The 14,498-nt window shown below is 54.1% G+C and carries 14 protein-coding genes; 8 read left to right on the top strand and 6 right to left on the bottom strand.

Translation table 11 applies throughout. The annotated features are described in order from the left end of the window. Positions 1 to 10: 10 nt before the first annotated feature. Positions 11 to 730, top strand: coding sequence for a nuclease-related domain-containing protein (locus J3P90_RS26250; protein ID WP_262384240.1), 720 nt, complete (start codon positions 11 to 13; stop codon positions 728 to 730). Positions 731 to 962: 232 nt separating this feature from the next. Here J3P90_RS26250 and J3P90_RS26245 read toward each other — a convergent pair whose 3' ends face one another. Further along, entirely contained in the window at positions 963 to 1,649 is a 687-nt protein-coding gene (locus J3P90_RS26245) for a hypothetical protein (protein ID WP_434676702.1), read from the bottom strand. A gap of 407 nt (positions 1,650 to 2,056) precedes the next feature. Between J3P90_RS26245 and J3P90_RS26240 the strand changes: the two genes are divergently transcribed. The 6 genes from J3P90_RS26240 (at position 2,057) to J3P90_RS26215 (ending at position 9,634) form a co-directional block, all read left to right on the top strand. Then, positions 2,057 to 2,365, top strand: coding sequence for a hypothetical protein (locus tag J3P90_RS26240; RefSeq protein ID WP_033050417.1), 309 nt, complete (start codon positions 2,057 to 2,059; stop codon positions 2,363 to 2,365). After that, complete coding sequence (locus tag J3P90_RS26235; protein ID WP_434676701.1) at positions 2,362 to 2,985, top strand: DNA primase; 624 nt, start codon at positions 2,362 to 2,364, stop codon at positions 2,983 to 2,985. The genes J3P90_RS26240 and J3P90_RS26235 overlap by 4 nt, the downstream gene beginning before the upstream one ends. Positions 2,986 to 3,032: 47 nt before the next feature. Then, the gene (locus J3P90_RS26230) at positions 3,033 to 4,148 is read left to right on the top strand and encodes a DUF7146 domain-containing protein (RefSeq protein ID WP_434676700.1); all 1,116 of its coding nucleotides are present in this window, start codon (positions 3,033 to 3,035) and stop codon (positions 4,146 to 4,148) included. Between the two features lie 118 nt (positions 4,149 to 4,266). After that, positions 4,267 to 5,292, top strand: a complete 1,026-nt coding sequence (locus J3P90_RS26225) for a thioredoxin family protein (protein WP_434676699.1) — start codon at positions 4,267 to 4,269, stop codon at positions 5,290 to 5,292. Next, positions 5,289 to 6,689 carry a conjugal transfer protein TraH gene (locus J3P90_RS26220; RefSeq protein WP_013100919.1) on the top strand — a complete coding sequence of 467 codons (1,401 nt, stop codon included), beginning with the start codon at positions 5,289 to 5,291 and terminating at the stop codon, positions 6,687 to 6,689. The genes J3P90_RS26225 and J3P90_RS26220 overlap by 4 nt, the downstream gene beginning before the upstream one ends. A gap of 11 nt (positions 6,690 to 6,700) precedes the next feature. Further along, positions 6,701 to 9,634 (top strand): conjugal transfer protein TraG N-terminal domain-containing protein, encoded by a 2,934-nt coding sequence (locus tag J3P90_RS26215; protein ID WP_434676698.1) that lies wholly within the window; start codon positions 6,701 to 6,703, stop codon positions 9,632 to 9,634. 24 nt (positions 9,635 to 9,658) lie between these two features. Here the strand turns inward: J3P90_RS26215 and J3P90_RS26210 are convergent, their stop codons facing one another. The 5 genes from J3P90_RS26210 to J3P90_RS26190 all read right to left on the bottom strand — a co-directional run bounded on the left by J3P90_RS26210 (position 9,659) and on the right by J3P90_RS26190 (position 13,031). Further along, on the bottom strand, positions 9,659 to 10,018 hold the full coding sequence (locus J3P90_RS26210) for a hypothetical protein (protein ID WP_434676697.1): 360 nt from the start codon (positions 10,016 to 10,018) through the stop codon (positions 9,659 to 9,661). A gap of 115 nt (positions 10,019 to 10,133) precedes the next feature. Further along, a complete protein-coding gene (locus J3P90_RS26205) occupies positions 10,134 to 11,168 on the bottom strand; it encodes a hypothetical protein (RefSeq protein ID WP_434676696.1) in 1,035 nt (344 codons plus the stop codon). A 10-nt stretch (positions 11,169 to 11,178) separates the two neighbouring features. Then, a complete protein-coding gene (locus J3P90_RS26200) occupies positions 11,179 to 11,748 on the bottom strand; it encodes a transglycosylase SLT domain-containing protein (protein ID WP_434676695.1) in 570 nt (189 codons plus the stop codon). Next, on the bottom strand, positions 11,741 to 12,013 hold the full coding sequence (locus J3P90_RS26195) for a hypothetical protein (RefSeq protein WP_434676694.1): 273 nt from the start codon (positions 12,011 to 12,013) through the stop codon (positions 11,741 to 11,743). Before J3P90_RS26195 ends, J3P90_RS26200 begins: the two co-directional genes overlap by 8 nt. Before the next feature lie 37 nt (positions 12,014 to 12,050). Next, a complete protein-coding gene (locus tag J3P90_RS26190) occupies positions 12,051 to 13,031 on the bottom strand; it encodes a ParM/StbA family protein (RefSeq protein WP_434676693.1) in 981 nt (326 codons plus the stop codon). 260 nt (positions 13,032 to 13,291) lie between these two features. Here J3P90_RS26190 and mobI point away from each other — a divergent pair, with 260 nt between their 5' ends. Continuing rightward, a complete protein-coding gene (mobI, locus tag J3P90_RS26185; RefSeq protein WP_434676692.1) occupies positions 13,292 to 13,786 on the top strand; it encodes a conjugative transfer protein MobI(A/C) in 495 nt (164 codons plus the stop codon). The last annotated feature ends 712 nt before the right edge of the window (positions 13,787 to 14,498 follow it).

The raw sequence follows: 14,498 nt of genomic DNA, 5'->3' as shown, positions 1-14,498 counted from the left end.
TTGCGATGGTATGAATGATTTTCTAATGCTGTACCTGCCCCCGGTTTTGATTCTGGGGGTTCTCGCGGGCATCGCCCACGTTCGTCTACTTGAATTCCCTGCCTACCGAGGGTGGTGGGGGGAGTACAAGGTGAACTTCATGCTCCGCCTATGCCTCAGTGGCGAATACAAGGTGTTCGCCAACGCGATCTATCGTGGCAAGACAAGGGGAGAGTCAACACAGGTTGACCACATCATCGTGTCGCGCTACGGGATCTTTGTCCTGGAAACGAAGTGTTTCAAGGGGAAGATCATTACCTACCCAGAAGCCCCCGAGAGCTGGTTGCAGATCGTCGGCCGAAGGAAATATCGCGTGCAAAACCCGCTGATGCAGAACTACGCGCACGTGAAGGCAGTTCAGAAGGTCACCGGAGTCCACTCTCAGAAAATCCACAGCTACGCAGTGATGGCAGGGCAGGCCAGCTTCACCTATGGAATGCCTGAGCGGGTCTACAGCATTTGGGGCGTGATTCGTAAAATCCAGTCCTACAAAGCCCCGGTTTTTACTCGGGGCCATGTGGTGTCAATTTGCCGGGCGCTGAGTGAGCGCAGAATCAAGGGGGGGTATTGGGCTGCAAGACGGCATGTCGAAAAGCTGAAGCGCCGAGGCGAGGATGGATCTACAACGTGCCATGAAGATAGACCCCGAGAGGAACACCTATCGCCACCCCAACAAGAACAGCAGCAGTGACAGAGACGATCGCGACCGTATCCCAAAATACTGCCTCTGGCGGCGCTTCAAGTGATTCGTCGGTGGCCAACTCTTCTGTCCACAGTGGGGTGGCTTCGCGTGGAGGAGGCTGATCCGTCGCTCGTTTGCGTCTTCTACTGGATCTGGCCGGTGTGACAGTAAGATCATCAAGCATAATGAACCTCCTAAGCAAAACGCCCCGCAATGCGGGGCGTTTTCATTACTGGAGCTATCAGGCAACCGCTTCTTCAGGAAGCGAATCGAGTGCGTCTGCATTGCCGTCCGGCTCGATGTAACCGGAAGCCTCGCGCTGCTCCTTCTCGGCGCTGGCCTGGGCTTCTGCCTTTTCGATATCTTCCTGGAGTTCTGCAACCTTGCTTGCGTACGCCTTTGCTCGCGCGCTCTGACCGAGGCCAACCAGTGAGCGGATCAGCCGGGCCATTTGGTTGCTCTTGGTTGCGCGGAATTCGTCAGCTTCCGAGCTATCGATCTTTTCATGCAGCCAGGCGGTATCGACCTGGATGATCAGATGGTCAAATGCCTGAAGCAGACTGCTCATCCGCTTGATTTCTGGGCTGGTGATTTCGAACTCACGAGTCAGTGGGGAGCTGTACCCGGCAAGCTCTTTGATGCCCAAGCTTTTCAAAAGCGCGTCGATCCGCTCAGACTCGTCACGCACGGCTACTTCCATGCGCTCGATCTTCTTCGAGACCGCATCAACCACCGCTTTGTGATCAAAGGTCTTGAGGCGTTTCGCCAGTTTGCGGGACGTAACGTCGATGATGAAAAGGGCCGTCATGAGGCTATCGAAACGGTTGCCGGCGAAGAACTTTGCCTGCTCCGTGTTCAATACCATTTTTCCTTTGAGGGATGGCTTGGAGTATTGGTATTTCGTCGGTTGTGGTTGAGCGGTCGCCATTAGCGGTTTCTCCGGATGTTGGTGGCCAGACTATTGCACCAGCTTGCGGAGCCTCTGGATTTCGATTTCACGCACGAATAGCGTCGGAATTTGAGGTGAGTTTTTCTGGTTGACGACAGACTGAAATGGCAGCGAGAATTGCAGCACTCATCGGCCAAGGTCGATTAAGAATTTGCCTCCTGGAGGCCATTGACCCTAAGTGACAGCATGCTGCTGCCACTGGTACCCAAGACGTGTATGCGTCTGGGAGCAAGCCAAGCTGAGCTTATCAGCTTAAAAACCAAGCCTACGTTCGCGTAGCGCCGATCAAAAAAGGAAGCCATTTGGCTTCCTTTTTTTGTGTCAAAAAACCCTGACGGGGAACTCCCGTTAGGGCGTTCTCCGTTCCAAAAAATGGAGAACTGAAAATGGCATCTACAACCCTCAAAGTTAAAGTGCTGACCGCGTTTGGCTTCCTCGTTGCTATGTTGGGAGCTGTATACGCACCGCAGTTTGCAAAGCATGTTTTGCCTTTGACACTCTGCGTGTTCCTCGCTGTGGTGATCCTGAATGCTGAGCAGATCCTGCGTGGTGTTCTGAGCTACCTACGCGGTTGTCTGAAGGCTTCGGCTCCTCAAGCAACCAAGACCTTACCCAACGCCCGTTGGTGTAGCAGCGTCGATTATGACAACTACTACATTCCCTCCTACCTGCGTCGCCAGGGAGAAGAGAAATGATCCGTGTTGACTTCGATGTTCCAAGCTATCTCCGACTGCCACAAGGGCTATGCATTGTTTCAGAGCGCCTGGCTCATAAGCTTCCCGAGCCAGAAACCAATGAAACGATGCATCAGGCGCTTGAACCGGTGGTGATCAACAAACTGTACCGGCCGGAAGGCCGCAACCAGGTTGCATCGATCGAGAACCAAGAGCAGGGCGAGATCAAAGGGGAGTTCATCCCTCGCGAATCCCAGCCCGCGCATCAAGAAACAGCTCAAGAGATCCAAGTCGCCCAAAGCGATGAAGATCAAGATGAGCGCGTACCTGAACTCAATTTCCAAGGCGTTGCTGGCAGGTCTGTTACCGGCGAATACCGCGGTTCAGGTTTTGCCCATTATCGGTTTCTCAAGAAGAACGGAAAGTCGTTCTTCTTGCGTATCGGTGAACACCTGGTTTGGGGGATCGAGCTCAACGCTCAGCTACGCAAATCTGGAGCGCAACAAGGTGACAAGATCTCGCTGACATTCCTTGGCAAAACCGCCGTGAGTGTGCTCAAAGAGGTCGTTGTCGACGGTAAGAAAGAACAGGAGTGGGTTGATACCTACCGCAACTCCTGGGAAATCAAGATCGTGAAATAGCCAGCAATGCGCCCTTCGGGGCGCATCTCAACCAAACGGAGGTACCCATGTCCAAAGACTCAGAAGGCAATTACGCCCCAGAGAAGCAAGATGTGCTGGTAGCCGCTGATGGCCGCTGGCATGACATTTACGCAAGCCTCGCATCTTCATTGGTGGCGGCACACAAAAAAGCAGGACGTGGGGTTCCATGTCCGGTGCATGGTGGGGAAGACGGGTTTAAGATTTTCCGCAAGACGGCTGGATCGTCGAGCGGTGGTATCTGCCGTACCTGCGGAGTCAAGGCTGATGGCATAGCCTTGCTGATGTGGGTAAACCGCTGGAGCTTTCACCATGCTTTACAGGAGGTTGGGGCACTGCTCCGGGTCAAAGACCCGTATGGACGCACCGCTGATGGATTTATCCCAAGCGTTGTAATCCGAAAGGAGCGAGCCCCAGCAAAACCCGAGGCTTCAGACGATTGGCTGCGTGAAGCTATGCGCAACCTGTGGAAGGGAACCGTTCCTCTCACAGACCCATCAGCGGAACCAGCAAGGCTCTATCTTCGCTCCCGAGGCATTCTTGCTTGGGATCGACCAGAGCTGAGCCGCTACGTTCGCTTTCACCCGGAATTGACCTACAAGGACAAAGCCGGCAAGCGTTCTAAGCATCCAGGGATAGTGTGTACGCTCATCGATCCTGAAGGCCAGGCTGTGACCATCAACCGTCACTACCTGACGATGAAGGGTGAGAAAGCCGATCTCGCGGAGCCGAAAAAAATGTTTCCAATTCCCAGCAACCGCAAGCTTCCCGGTTGTGCGGTGCCAACTTCGCATCCAGGAGAAGTCTTGGATGTATGTGAAGGATTGGAAACAGCTCTGTCGGTGGAAACAGCCATGGGTATACCAGTATGGCCATTGGTGAATTCCTACTTGTTGGAGAGCTTCGTACCACCAGCCTGCACCAAAGCAGTCCGAATCTGGGCTGACAAGGACCGCAAGGAGGGTGGCCAGAAAGCGGCATTGACCTTAAAAAAACGTCTGTGGGAAATGGGGATCAAGGCACAGATAATGTTGCCCGACATGCCCATCCCTGACGGCTCCAAAGGTGTCGACTGGAATGACGTTCTTCGTGAACGTGGCTCTCTCGGCTTCCTCGGCCACGAGGTCTATCGCGCACAGCGATAGGCCTCTGGCCTTCTCAACTTCCCCCTCTTTTTCCGACCGTAAAAGCGCCTGAAAACGCGCCCCCTCCTGTTGGCCAACGCTCACAATTCGAGCATCCCCATCTTGGCCAGACGGACTCATGACGCCCCTAAAATTTCCCATCTTGTTGCTTGCTGCCGCTATAAGCAGCACTTCCCTTGCGGGAGAGACCAAGCCCGCCGAGTCAAAAACGCCCCAGGTTGCTGGTTCTTCGTTCTACCAGGACAAAGAGCGCGGCTGGTTCTGGTACGAAGATCCGCCTCCTGAACAGGACCCCGAAAAACTTGAGCCCGCGCCGGTTCCAGCGCCCCCACCTCAAGCCGAAACGGAAGCCTCCGAGCCAGCCGCGCCCGAGCTGCCACCGACCGGCAGCGTGGCGTGGATTCGCGAAATGCTTCCGAAACTGCGTGATGCAGCCATGGATAACCCAACCAAGGAGAATGTGAGTGCGTACTTCTGGGCTCAGCGAATCATGCTCGACAAGGCCGAGCGATTCTCACGTCACTCCGTCGACGTAATCCGTAATGACCCATTCCTCGACGAGGATATGCGTTATCCCGCCTCCAACGCCGCTTCTGACGCTCTAGCAACTGCGGCCGGCAAGCAGAAAGAAACCCTGTTGAAGCTCATCGCTGGCAGCTCTGCGCTGATGTTCTTCTACAACGGTAATGACTGCATTTTGTGCGAACAGGCCCTGGCAGCGGTCTCTGCTCTCGAGTTCAGGTACGGGTTTACTGTCATGCCCGTCTCGATGGATGGGGCCCCCCTTCCTGGCGGCAAATACCCAAACACACAGTACGACACTGGGCTCGCAGAGCAGCTGGGCATCATCACCTCGCCGGCGCTGGCCCTAGTCATCCCACCGAATGACGTGAAAATCGTCAGCTTCAGCACCGTTTCAATGGAGACGGCAACCACTCGGATTCTAATGGCGGCGAATGAAGCGGGGCTGATATCCGATCAGGAATACAACGCCACATCCCGCCTTAACACCATGGGTTTGATCGACGCCACGAAACTGGCTGACGCACCGCCCGACGCAATAAAAAACCCTAACGAATTCGTGAATCGGATGCGCGATGAAGCTCGTCGCGCCTTTCAAAAAGACAACGGAGGTGCCCAGTGAAAATCAAACCGATCGCCCTTGCTGTAGCGCTGATGGTGCCCTTCGGGGCTCACGCGAACATTCAACAGCAGGTCAACGAAATGTTCAGCGGCATGATCAACGTCACCAGTCCAGGGGCATATAAAACAGCCACACGCGGCGTTATTACCGGCGGCTCCGTTGTCCTTCGGAATCGGATATCCACTGCCAACCTCATCAGCATTACCCCGCCAAGCGCTAAGGGTGGATGCGGGGGGATCAACCTTTACAGTGGCTCGTTCTCCTTTATCAACGGCGAAGAGTTCGTAGCGCTCATGAGGAATGTGGCGTCGAACGCTGCTGGCATTGTTTCGGGCTTTGCCTTTGAGTTGGCCCTCGATGCGATGGACGCTCAGACAGGTGGCGTGATCCGCAACCTGGCCAACAAGATCCAGGCGCTCAATCAAATGTTTTCCAACAGCTGCCAGCTGGCGAGTGGGTTGGTTACGAATGCCAAAAAGGCATACGAAGAAAGCACCGACTTCAAATCCGCGATGACGGCCTTCGGGTCGAACGTCTCATCTGACTTCTTTACCGCGAAATCCACCAAAGAAGACTCGCCAGCGAACCGGATTGCTGCCTCTGGTAAGGCCGTTCAATGCGAGAACACAGGGAACGTTCTGTGGTGCGCCATGATGAAGTCTGGCCTCCAGTCGCAGATCCTATTCGGCAGCGATGAAAACGCGGAATTCATCATGTCGATGGTTGGCAGCTACAACGTGTCGCTCACCAACGACGCCAGCGGGGGGAAAAACTTCGCTGCGCATCCCATGCCGAAGCTCATCACCGGCGAAGGTCTGAAGATTCTGGTTGAGGGCTCAACCAATCTCGATGTCAAGGTCTACCAGTGCGACCAGGATGACCCTGACTGCTCAGACCCGAACATCCGTACTCTCACCAGCTTCAAGGGCCTCGAAACCCGAATCCTTGAGGATCTTCAAAACAATGGAATCCTTGAGCGTTTTGCCAACGGCACTGCAACCGCTGCTGACGGAAACCGGATTGCATACCTCGCATCAAGCCGCGTAGGGGTGAATCTGATGAAAATCACCCAGAAGGCAGGGGCTCAATCCGGTTATGACTATCTGAATCAGTTCGCCAAGAAAATTGCTGCTGATGCATCGATGAGCCTGATCTACCAGCTGCTTGGGCACACAGAGAAGGGCCTGACCAGCCTAAACATGGCGGATGCTGGGAAGGTGATCGAGGATCTGCGGGCTACAAAGGGTGAGCTCATGGACGAATACCGCTCGTACATCGAGGACGCAATGCAGGGCAAAGATGCCGATGGCCAAGCAGAAAAAATGCTCCAGATGGCCCCTGTGTTTGATAGCGGAACCCTGCCACAGGGAACCATCAACGATAACGCAGGCGCGTAACGGAGATATCCATGGACTTCACTATCTACACGACAGGCAGCGCCGAGTTCCTTGAGATCATGCTCAATGCCTGCGCAATGATCACAGGCAGCGGTGACGCAGAAGATCTTGCCCGTATTGGCGCGCTGATAGGCCTCTTTCTGTTGGCGTTCCAAGCAGTTTTTAACAACCAGGCCATTACCTTCGGTAAGGCGGGCCTTGTGCTCGTCCTTTACATGATGTTCTACGGTCCTACAGCCACCACTGTTATCGAGGATACGGTGTCGTCGCAGGTGCGGGTGGTGGACAACGTGCCTCTCGGCCCTGCCTTTGTCGGCTCAGTCATCTCAACGGTGGCCTACGGTATTACAAAAACCGCGGAGCAGGCATTTTCTACTCCAAGCATGACCGACTACGGGCTGTTCTCGAGCCTGAGCACATTGTCGAAAGTGCGCGACGCTCTTCGGAACCCGATGGCACTGGACGGCTTCCAAAACTACCGAAAAGCGGACGGGTGGGATCTGCCCCGATCGGTGAACGAGTACATGACATTCTGTTCACTGAACCCCGTGGCGCTGAGAACGGATAAGACCTTGACCGACTTGTACCGATCGCCTGGCTGGGCGGAGGTGCTGTCAAACCAGAACTCATCGATGTTCATCTACGTCTATGACGGTACCGCCGGCACCATGAAAAGCTGTGCTGAGGCGCGGTCGTTTCTCAACGCCCATTTGCAGAACGTCTATACAGACGTGCTAGAGGACATTCTCCAGAAAGGGTTCAGCGAAGAGGCCAAGACCAACCGCATGACCAGCGGTATCCAGGTTCAAGCCGCTACTGACCAAGCTATTCAGAGCCTCGCACTGAGTAGCAAGTCGGCTCAGGATTACGTTTTGACTTCGCTAATTGCCCCGATTTTCAACGATTCCCGTGTCGATGCCATGAACCATTGGCAAGAGCAGAGAGCCGCAATGGCTCTTCGCGAATCGCTCAACCAGCAAGAAATTCAATGGGCAGGGAAAGGCGACAGCTTCAAACACTACATGAGACCGATGATCGCCTTCTTCGAGGGCATGCTTTACGCGATGACGCCGTTCATGGCCTTTGCTTTGCTCCTGGGTGGGCCTGGCCTTTCTATCCTCGGCAAGTATCTCGTGTTGCCGCTGGCGGTGGGTTTATGGATGCCGCTGTTGAGTATCGTGAATGCTTTTACCCTCTGGTATGCAGGCTCTCAGATGGAAGCCGTATTCAACGGCTACGACCCCACAGGTTCTGGTTTCGCAATGCTTCAACTCATGGACATAGACAAAGCCATCGGCAAGGCACTGGGTATTGGCGGTCTGCTTGCGGCGTCCGTGCCTCCATTGGCACTGTTCATCGTTTCCGGCTCTGCCATGGTTGCCAACAGCGTAATGAGCCAAATGGCGGCAGGCGACAAATTCAAGTCCGAAGACGTTACTCCTCGAGCCCAAAATAGCACTCCCGTGCTTACCACCGAAGCAACCTACGCCTCGGATCAATTGACACAAGGCGTCAGCGTGACAGGGCAACGTTCCACTGGGCCTCAGCTTTCAGCAGCTCAGGGAGCTGATGCGATGGTTCAAAGCAGTCGGCAGGTTGCAGAAACGGCTACATCTCAGGTCCAGGAAACGCTGCAGGCGGGAGTTCAACAACTGGCTTCAACATCCTCCGGTATGCAAACCATGGCCGGCCTCGGATCTCAGGTTAGCCAGCAGCTGAATTTGTCGAGCAATTCGCAGTACTCCTCGGCTGCAAGGACCCTCGAATCGAACGGAATCAGCAAAGACGAAATTGCTGCCGGTACTTTCGCTGCCTCGTCGGGTGTAGCTGCGCCTTTTGGGCTCGCGGGCACCAGATTGGAACAATCAGAAAAATTCCAGCAAATGTCATCGGCCCAGCAAAACGCAGTGAGGGAGGCAGCCTCTCAACTGAGTGACGCAGTGCAATCGAGTAGTACCGAGGGCACAACACTGACGGCAGGCGATACGTTCATGCAGAGTAGCCAAGCTACAGAGCAGACGAGTACGTCTCAGACCTTAGCTAAATCGCTTTCCAACGCCAAGTCAGCCAATGAGGCGTACCAGATAGCTGCGCAAAGCCGAGACTCCTGGGCGCAGCAGCAAAATCTGGACCTCGGTACGGCCGCTGGTCGAACGCTTGAGAAAAGCGGTATGGCACGGCCCGAGGCTGCACGAGCAATGCTCGACATGGCCGGCCGTACGGCGAGTGAGCGCGATGCAATCCGAGGACTAATGCAATCCGAAACAATCTTACGCACGTCTACGGATCAACATGAACAGCAGATCGCGGCCTCCACCTTGTTTATGATGCAACAAGGAAGGTTAGGTGAGTTGGTTAGCTCGAATTTGAATCCGTTCGATTTCAACGTGGCTACAGGCAATGCCAATGCAAACGCTGGCCTGAGCGCCCCGTCCGTTGACTCCGAGGGACTTGCGTCGCGCTACAATGCTGCGAGCTCCGGTGCTGGCTCTGCCTACGCAGGAGCGGTAGGAATGGCAAGCGATGGTTATGCGTCTACGAAGGCGGATGGCGCCCTAGTTGTAAGTGGGAACGCTGGTGCAGCAGAGAATCGCGTGGCTGAACATTCAGATATGAGTAGTGAACGGCTTAAGGCGCAGGAGCACGCCAAACCACTAAGCGCGCCAGATATTGACGTAGCCACAACTACGCCTGTTTCCGACACTGCTAGCCACTACGTCCAAGATCCGATTTCTGCCATTGGCGCGGGTGCTGGCCAATTGGTTGATGGCGCGGCTAGCCTTGCTGGTGCTGAGCCAGACAACGCGTTTGTGCAGAGCGCTCGAAATGCGTTCACATCTCCGGTCCAGGCAGCGAAGATGGGAGCAGCTCAAATATCTGACTCGGTTAATAACATCGCTGAAAAGATACTTTCTGACGGGCCAAAAAGCCCAAAAATCGACTAAGTAAAAGGGGCCTTACGGCCCCTTTTACTTGTACCTGAATTTTCTGTAGAGCAACACGGCTCCGAGGATTATCGCCCATTGGCCGACCATAGAAACATTCTTGGGAAGTGTGATCTGGGCAATGCCGGCGTATTCGGTCCAGACGCCGTAAATAACCAGAACAACAAAAATCAGTCCCAGCAGGATCACAGTTTTTTGCGCCATCGAACGGTGTTGAGGCCGTTTGCCGCCGTCCCAATTTTCGCTGAGACAGAAAGGGCAAACTGAATTGCAAACGTGACCGTCCATGCGCATTCCCCAGCTAATCCAAAGACCTCGGCTCCGAACGACGGTAGGGACCATCATCTTGCCGCAGCATTGGCACAACACCTTGTCGTTTTTCATCTTGGACACCAGTCTCTGGTCTTTTATAGCTAAATACTCGCACGTCTTGAATAGAACCCAAACGCAAGGCCTTACCAGGTCGCCAGGTTAGCAGACGGCTTCTCGTGGATGGGTTTCAGTGGTTGCACCAGATGCATCGGCCGGGCTTGAGCGCGTAACGAGCATTTATCTCCTTGCACTTGCTGCACGGGGTGAGGGTGATGTCTCCGGTCTTCATTGCGTTGCTGAGCTGGTAGCCATTGGAAGGGGAGATCATATCGCTGGCCTTGACGCCAACCGCTTTACACAACTCCATATACTCACGATGAGCCGCAACCACCGCGCGAGCATTCGTCCGCCGAAGAGGATTGTCGGCGAGCAGCCTGTACACAGTGAGGTAGAGCAGGCTGTGAAGAGGGCTTTCAGCCAGTGTCTTATTCGGTGCCTGTATTCGCCCGCTTTGGGACTGGACAAGGGGGGTATCCCGTAGCAAGGAGCGCTTCATCCGTACTACCTCGTCTGCATTCAATCCTGTCCATTGCGCGACCAGCTTTGGCTGTAGCTTCTGCTGAAGCAACTCGGTCGCAACCACATCGAGGGGCATCGTAGACGGATAGTCTTTAACCCGGCCTATGCCACTCACGCCAGGCTTTAGGAAGTACCGAAGGTCGCCAAGCAATACGGTGGTTACGTCTCTCAGTTGATCATCTGGCGATGATAGGTTCATCCTCAGCTTCCTGAGGTTGCACCTGGTGCCAATCGAGAACCCGCCGCGGCTCACCAGCATCATGCGAGAGTCGAAAGATCCTGCCTCGAACACCCTATACCCAACATCGTCGAGGCCTACAGCCAGAATAGGGCTTGTTTCGTTGACGCGGGAGAAATGACAAAACTCCATAAACATGACCATCTTGTTGCCAATCTCCCTGAACTCCTCATCGTCCAGGTAGCCCCTGCCGACTTTCAGGGTGTTGTAGTGAACACGGTAGAGAGAAACGGGAAGGGCATCTACAGCGTTCAACTGACGCTGGTTCGCGCTCAAAGACGAAAGCCAAACCATATCGCTTTGAGTCAAGCGCTGCTCGGCGAGAATGACATTGAAATCCCGCAAGCCAGATGTCAGCCAGCGCAGACCCATTTGTATCATCGATGCGTTGATCTTAACTCGCATGTCCCTGCCCTTACTTTAAACGCTGTAGTGAACGCCAAATGCTGAGCACATTACTCGCATACTCGCGTGCGTCAAGTTCACGCTTTGGGTTTCGTGTATGGTACCCACCAATAGCAAGTTGCATATCGACAGGATATTGAGCAATCGACTCGCAAAGTATCTGAGCACCAACGCGGATGTTCACCTCGGGGTCAAGAAGAAACTCCGGTCGTGCTACTCTATTGCCGTTCCAACGATAGTTTATTTGCATAATTCCTATGTCGGTGAGGATGTCTTCGGCAATATATTTGCCGAGTACAGCCTTGGCATCCATGTAGGTATTAGGGTACAGAGCGCCACTAGGTTCATTGCGAAGCGCAAACGGGTGTGGTGCAATCATGCCTTTACCGGCAGATGTTTTAGATTCCTTTAGAGCTAGTGAATATAGAAGCAAAGGGTCCGGCTTGCATACGGAGGCCATGGACGCTCGCTCCCACATCGTACCTTTTAATGAAAAACCATTAGCTTTAGCACTCACTGAAGTGCATATGGCAATGCATGCAGACACTGCAATAAAAGAGCTGGCACGAATATTAAACATTTGCCCCCCTTATCCAGCTGGCAACTGGGCGGGAGACTTGCTCATTATTGATTTGTTCTTTTTTGTCATCAGCAACAATATTGTCTTGCTGAATATCTGCTTGCTTGCTTTTAGCATCTTCGGTCGCACTAATCATGCTTAGATATAACGCTGCCATTGCAACAAGTCTTTTACCCCGATAATCGGGGTCAATAGTTTCAAGATGCGCGTGCAATTCTTGTGTCGCTGGCGTGACTCGACATTGTAGTCTCATCGTTTTATCCACATTCCCTCCTCAGCGCGTCCTTGCGCACCCGTTTAGATTAAGAGCGTGCGATATGCCAGAAACCTTCGGCATTGCTTTTTACGCTGTTCACGGGCTTGACTACCAATGCATCGGGAAATTCTTTTCTGGCAAATGACTCATACAATGAGGCTCCCCCACCGCCGAGGATCACACAGTCGATAGCACGGCCCTTCAGGAATCGAAGTCCTTGTTTAATCTCAGTGAAAACGGATGGGATAACACGTTCGGCAGCACGCTCTAGATATTCTGCAAGTTCAACCTTGCGGCCATAAATCAGGATGTATGACTTACCCGACTGGAGCGCATGTTCAATCTTTTCTACGCCAGGAATACCGCCATGATCCTTCGCAATTTCTTCATTGCACGCTTCAAGTACAACAGACATAGCCTTGAGGCTGCTGCTGCTGGAATTGACTACCAACTCGCGATGGTCAAATACGACCCAATCGACACTGAAAAATCCCGGATCGATAATGATCGAAACTGACTCCTCAATAACTTCCGATGCATCTGAGTTGCAGTAGATCTCTGTCAGAGTCCCGATCGGCTGAGCAACAACCTCTACTCGCTTAACGGTAACCTCTCGCTTTGGCGTAATGCGATGTGTCCCAGTCATACGCTTTACTAGGGCTTCCACATAGGCCTTATCGCGAGCCTGCGAGACAGGAAGACCAGTTACTAAGCAGTCAATCACGTCTTTATCACCCGCAGCATGCAGCAGAGCTCCCTTAAACAGGGCCTCATATGCGTGCGAAGACGTGTAATCCTCGTGCAGTTCTCGTCCATCCTGAACACGGCCGGGCGCGGCAAATGCCACCCAGGGCGCTCCATCAACCTCCACAATTACTTCACCAGCGCGTAACCCAGAATCCCCAGGCAGAACGCTCAAGGGAGCGGCCTGCGATGGGCGAGTAATCGACTCCGGATGCCCATCCCCACTGCCAAAAACGCCAATCACGTTGCTGTAACCAATATCCAGACCTAAGGCGTTACCCATTCGAATGCCGCTCCCAGCAAAAAATGACAAAAGAAGTGCGTCAAATGACGACGCAAATGACCCCGCAGCACATGAAACCCCACATCCGAAGAATCCCAAGCGCTATATCTGCATCACCCGGTCACCAGATGACGACGCACCGTAATAATCAGCGTTCCTGAAAGCTTTGGGCTTCGTTTTCAGGACGTTTTAGCGTCTGAAAACGATCCACGCCTTCGCTGTCGACCCGCAAAATGCTCCCATCCACAAAGGAGCAACATATGAACTCACCCTCTGAAGCCCCCAAGCACCCAGCAGTAGCGGAGCTTGATCGCGTCTATTCCAGCCTTGTCGGCCGAGCGGAGGAGCTGCGCGACTCTTTCTTCCAGACAGCCCTTTCACTGCACGCAGGCAAGCCAGGGCACATACCGATCGTGATCCGTATCCGGCAATCCAGCCCGAATGCCGTCACCATCGAATGGGCGAAAGTCATTTTGCCGAGGCTCAAGGAAGGCGAAGCCAAGAAACCGCGGGTCATCCGGACAATCAACAAGGGTCAAGGTAGCAAGTACCCGGTCTCGTCTTTCTCATTCGTGAGGGAGCCCTTGAAGAACATCGTTCGGGCCTACGAAATCCAGCTCGCCGAGATCCGGGAAACGTGCTCAGTCATTCAGCGAGTCCGCCGTCAGCTTGTCCCTGCGGTGAAGAAAGCTGGCGTGGTTGACGGCTCGATTTCTGCGTTCATCACTCATGACTACCCCGCAACGTCCGACTAAGCGCGTCGCCAGGTAACGGTGCCGAAAAATGGTGGAGCCCAACAAAATCAAGGGCTCCGACCTACAACACCCCTTCACGACACCCTTCGACGATGACGACACCTCTTCACAGTACCGCGTGCTGCAAACTGCCCCGACTGAATAGCCGCGACGCCTTAACGGGCGGGCGTTTCAGGCCAGCAACACCCCTTCACAACACCCCTTCACGACACCCCTTTGGCGATGACGACACCCCTTCACGGCAACCATCTGGCGTGGATATCGCTACACGCCCCGTGGCTCGGGCCTTTCAGAGCGGCGCGTATGAAACTAGCCCCAACGCGATTTTCTCTCTATGTGAGGTGAACCGTCAGACTCCCATAAGCAAGCGAGGTGGTGTGAGGGCGGTTTTCCTGAACCTGTGTCGCGAAGCGGGTGACGGGGGTGTATCGGAAGTGAGCAAGCACCTGCGGGCGGGGAGAGGGCGGACAGCGGATTCGGAGCGCACTAAATCCTTGGGATTGGTTGCGATGGTGGGAGCATTGGCACAGCGCAAATTTGCGGGCTGGAGTAAGCAGCCAGGATTGAGAGGGAGTAAATCTCATGCTCGGGAACGGACAACTGGAACTACTGCTTGGATCAATCGGCGCATTGGGTGCCGGGTTAGCAACTGCCTGGCTGACCTACTGCGGATCGAGGTATGTGCTCAGCGATGTGAAAACGGACTACGCGA

The organism is Pseudomonas sp. D3-10 (assembly GCF_051132175.1).
Taxonomy (GTDB): Bacteria; Pseudomonadota; Gammaproteobacteria; order Pseudomonadales; family Pseudomonadaceae; genus Aquipseudomonas.
Note: the sequence above shows the minus strand (reverse complement) of the source record. Positions and strands in the feature narration are given on the sequence as shown.

Bases quoted from the DNA above. Each gene is read 5' to 3' on its own strand.
- J3P90_RS26225 (WP_434676699.1), top strand. From the start codon at position 4,267: ATGACGCCCCTAAAATTTCCCATCTTGTTGCTTGCTGCCGCTATAAGC.
- J3P90_RS26215 (WP_434676698.1), top strand. From the start codon at position 6,701: ATGGACTTCACTATCTACACGACAGGCAGCGCCGAGTTCCTTGAGATC.
- J3P90_RS26190 (WP_434676693.1), bottom strand. From the start codon at position 13,031: ATGGGTAACGCCTTAGGTCTGGATATTGGTTACAGCAACGTGATTGGC.
- J3P90_RS26210 (WP_434676697.1), bottom strand. From the start codon at position 10,018: ATGAAAAACGACAAGGTGTTGTGCCAATGCTGCGGCAAGATGATGGTC.
- mobI (WP_434676692.1), top strand. From the start codon at position 13,292: ATGAACTCACCCTCTGAAGCCCCCAAGCACCCAGCAGTAGCGGAGCTT.
- J3P90_RS26240 (WP_033050417.1), top strand. From the start codon at position 2,057: ATGGCATCTACAACCCTCAAAGTTAAAGTGCTGACCGCGTTTGGCTTC.
- J3P90_RS26250 (WP_262384240.1), top strand. From the start codon at position 11: ATGAATGATTTTCTAATGCTGTACCTGCCCCCGGTTTTGATTCTGGGG.
- J3P90_RS26230 (WP_434676700.1), top strand. From the start codon at position 3,033: ATGTCCAAAGACTCAGAAGGCAATTACGCCCCAGAGAAGCAAGATGTG.
- J3P90_RS26235 (WP_434676701.1), top strand. From the start codon at position 2,362: ATGATCCGTGTTGACTTCGATGTTCCAAGCTATCTCCGACTGCCACAA.
- J3P90_RS26205 (WP_434676696.1), bottom strand. From the start codon at position 11,168: ATGCGAGTTAAGATCAACGCATCGATGATACAAATGGGTCTGCGCTGG.
- J3P90_RS26245 (WP_434676702.1), bottom strand. From the start codon at position 1,649: ATGGCGACCGCTCAACCACAACCGACGAAATACCAATACTCCAAGCCA.
- J3P90_RS26200 (WP_434676695.1), bottom strand. From the start codon at position 11,748: ATGTTTAATATTCGTGCCAGCTCTTTTATTGCAGTGTCTGCATGCATT.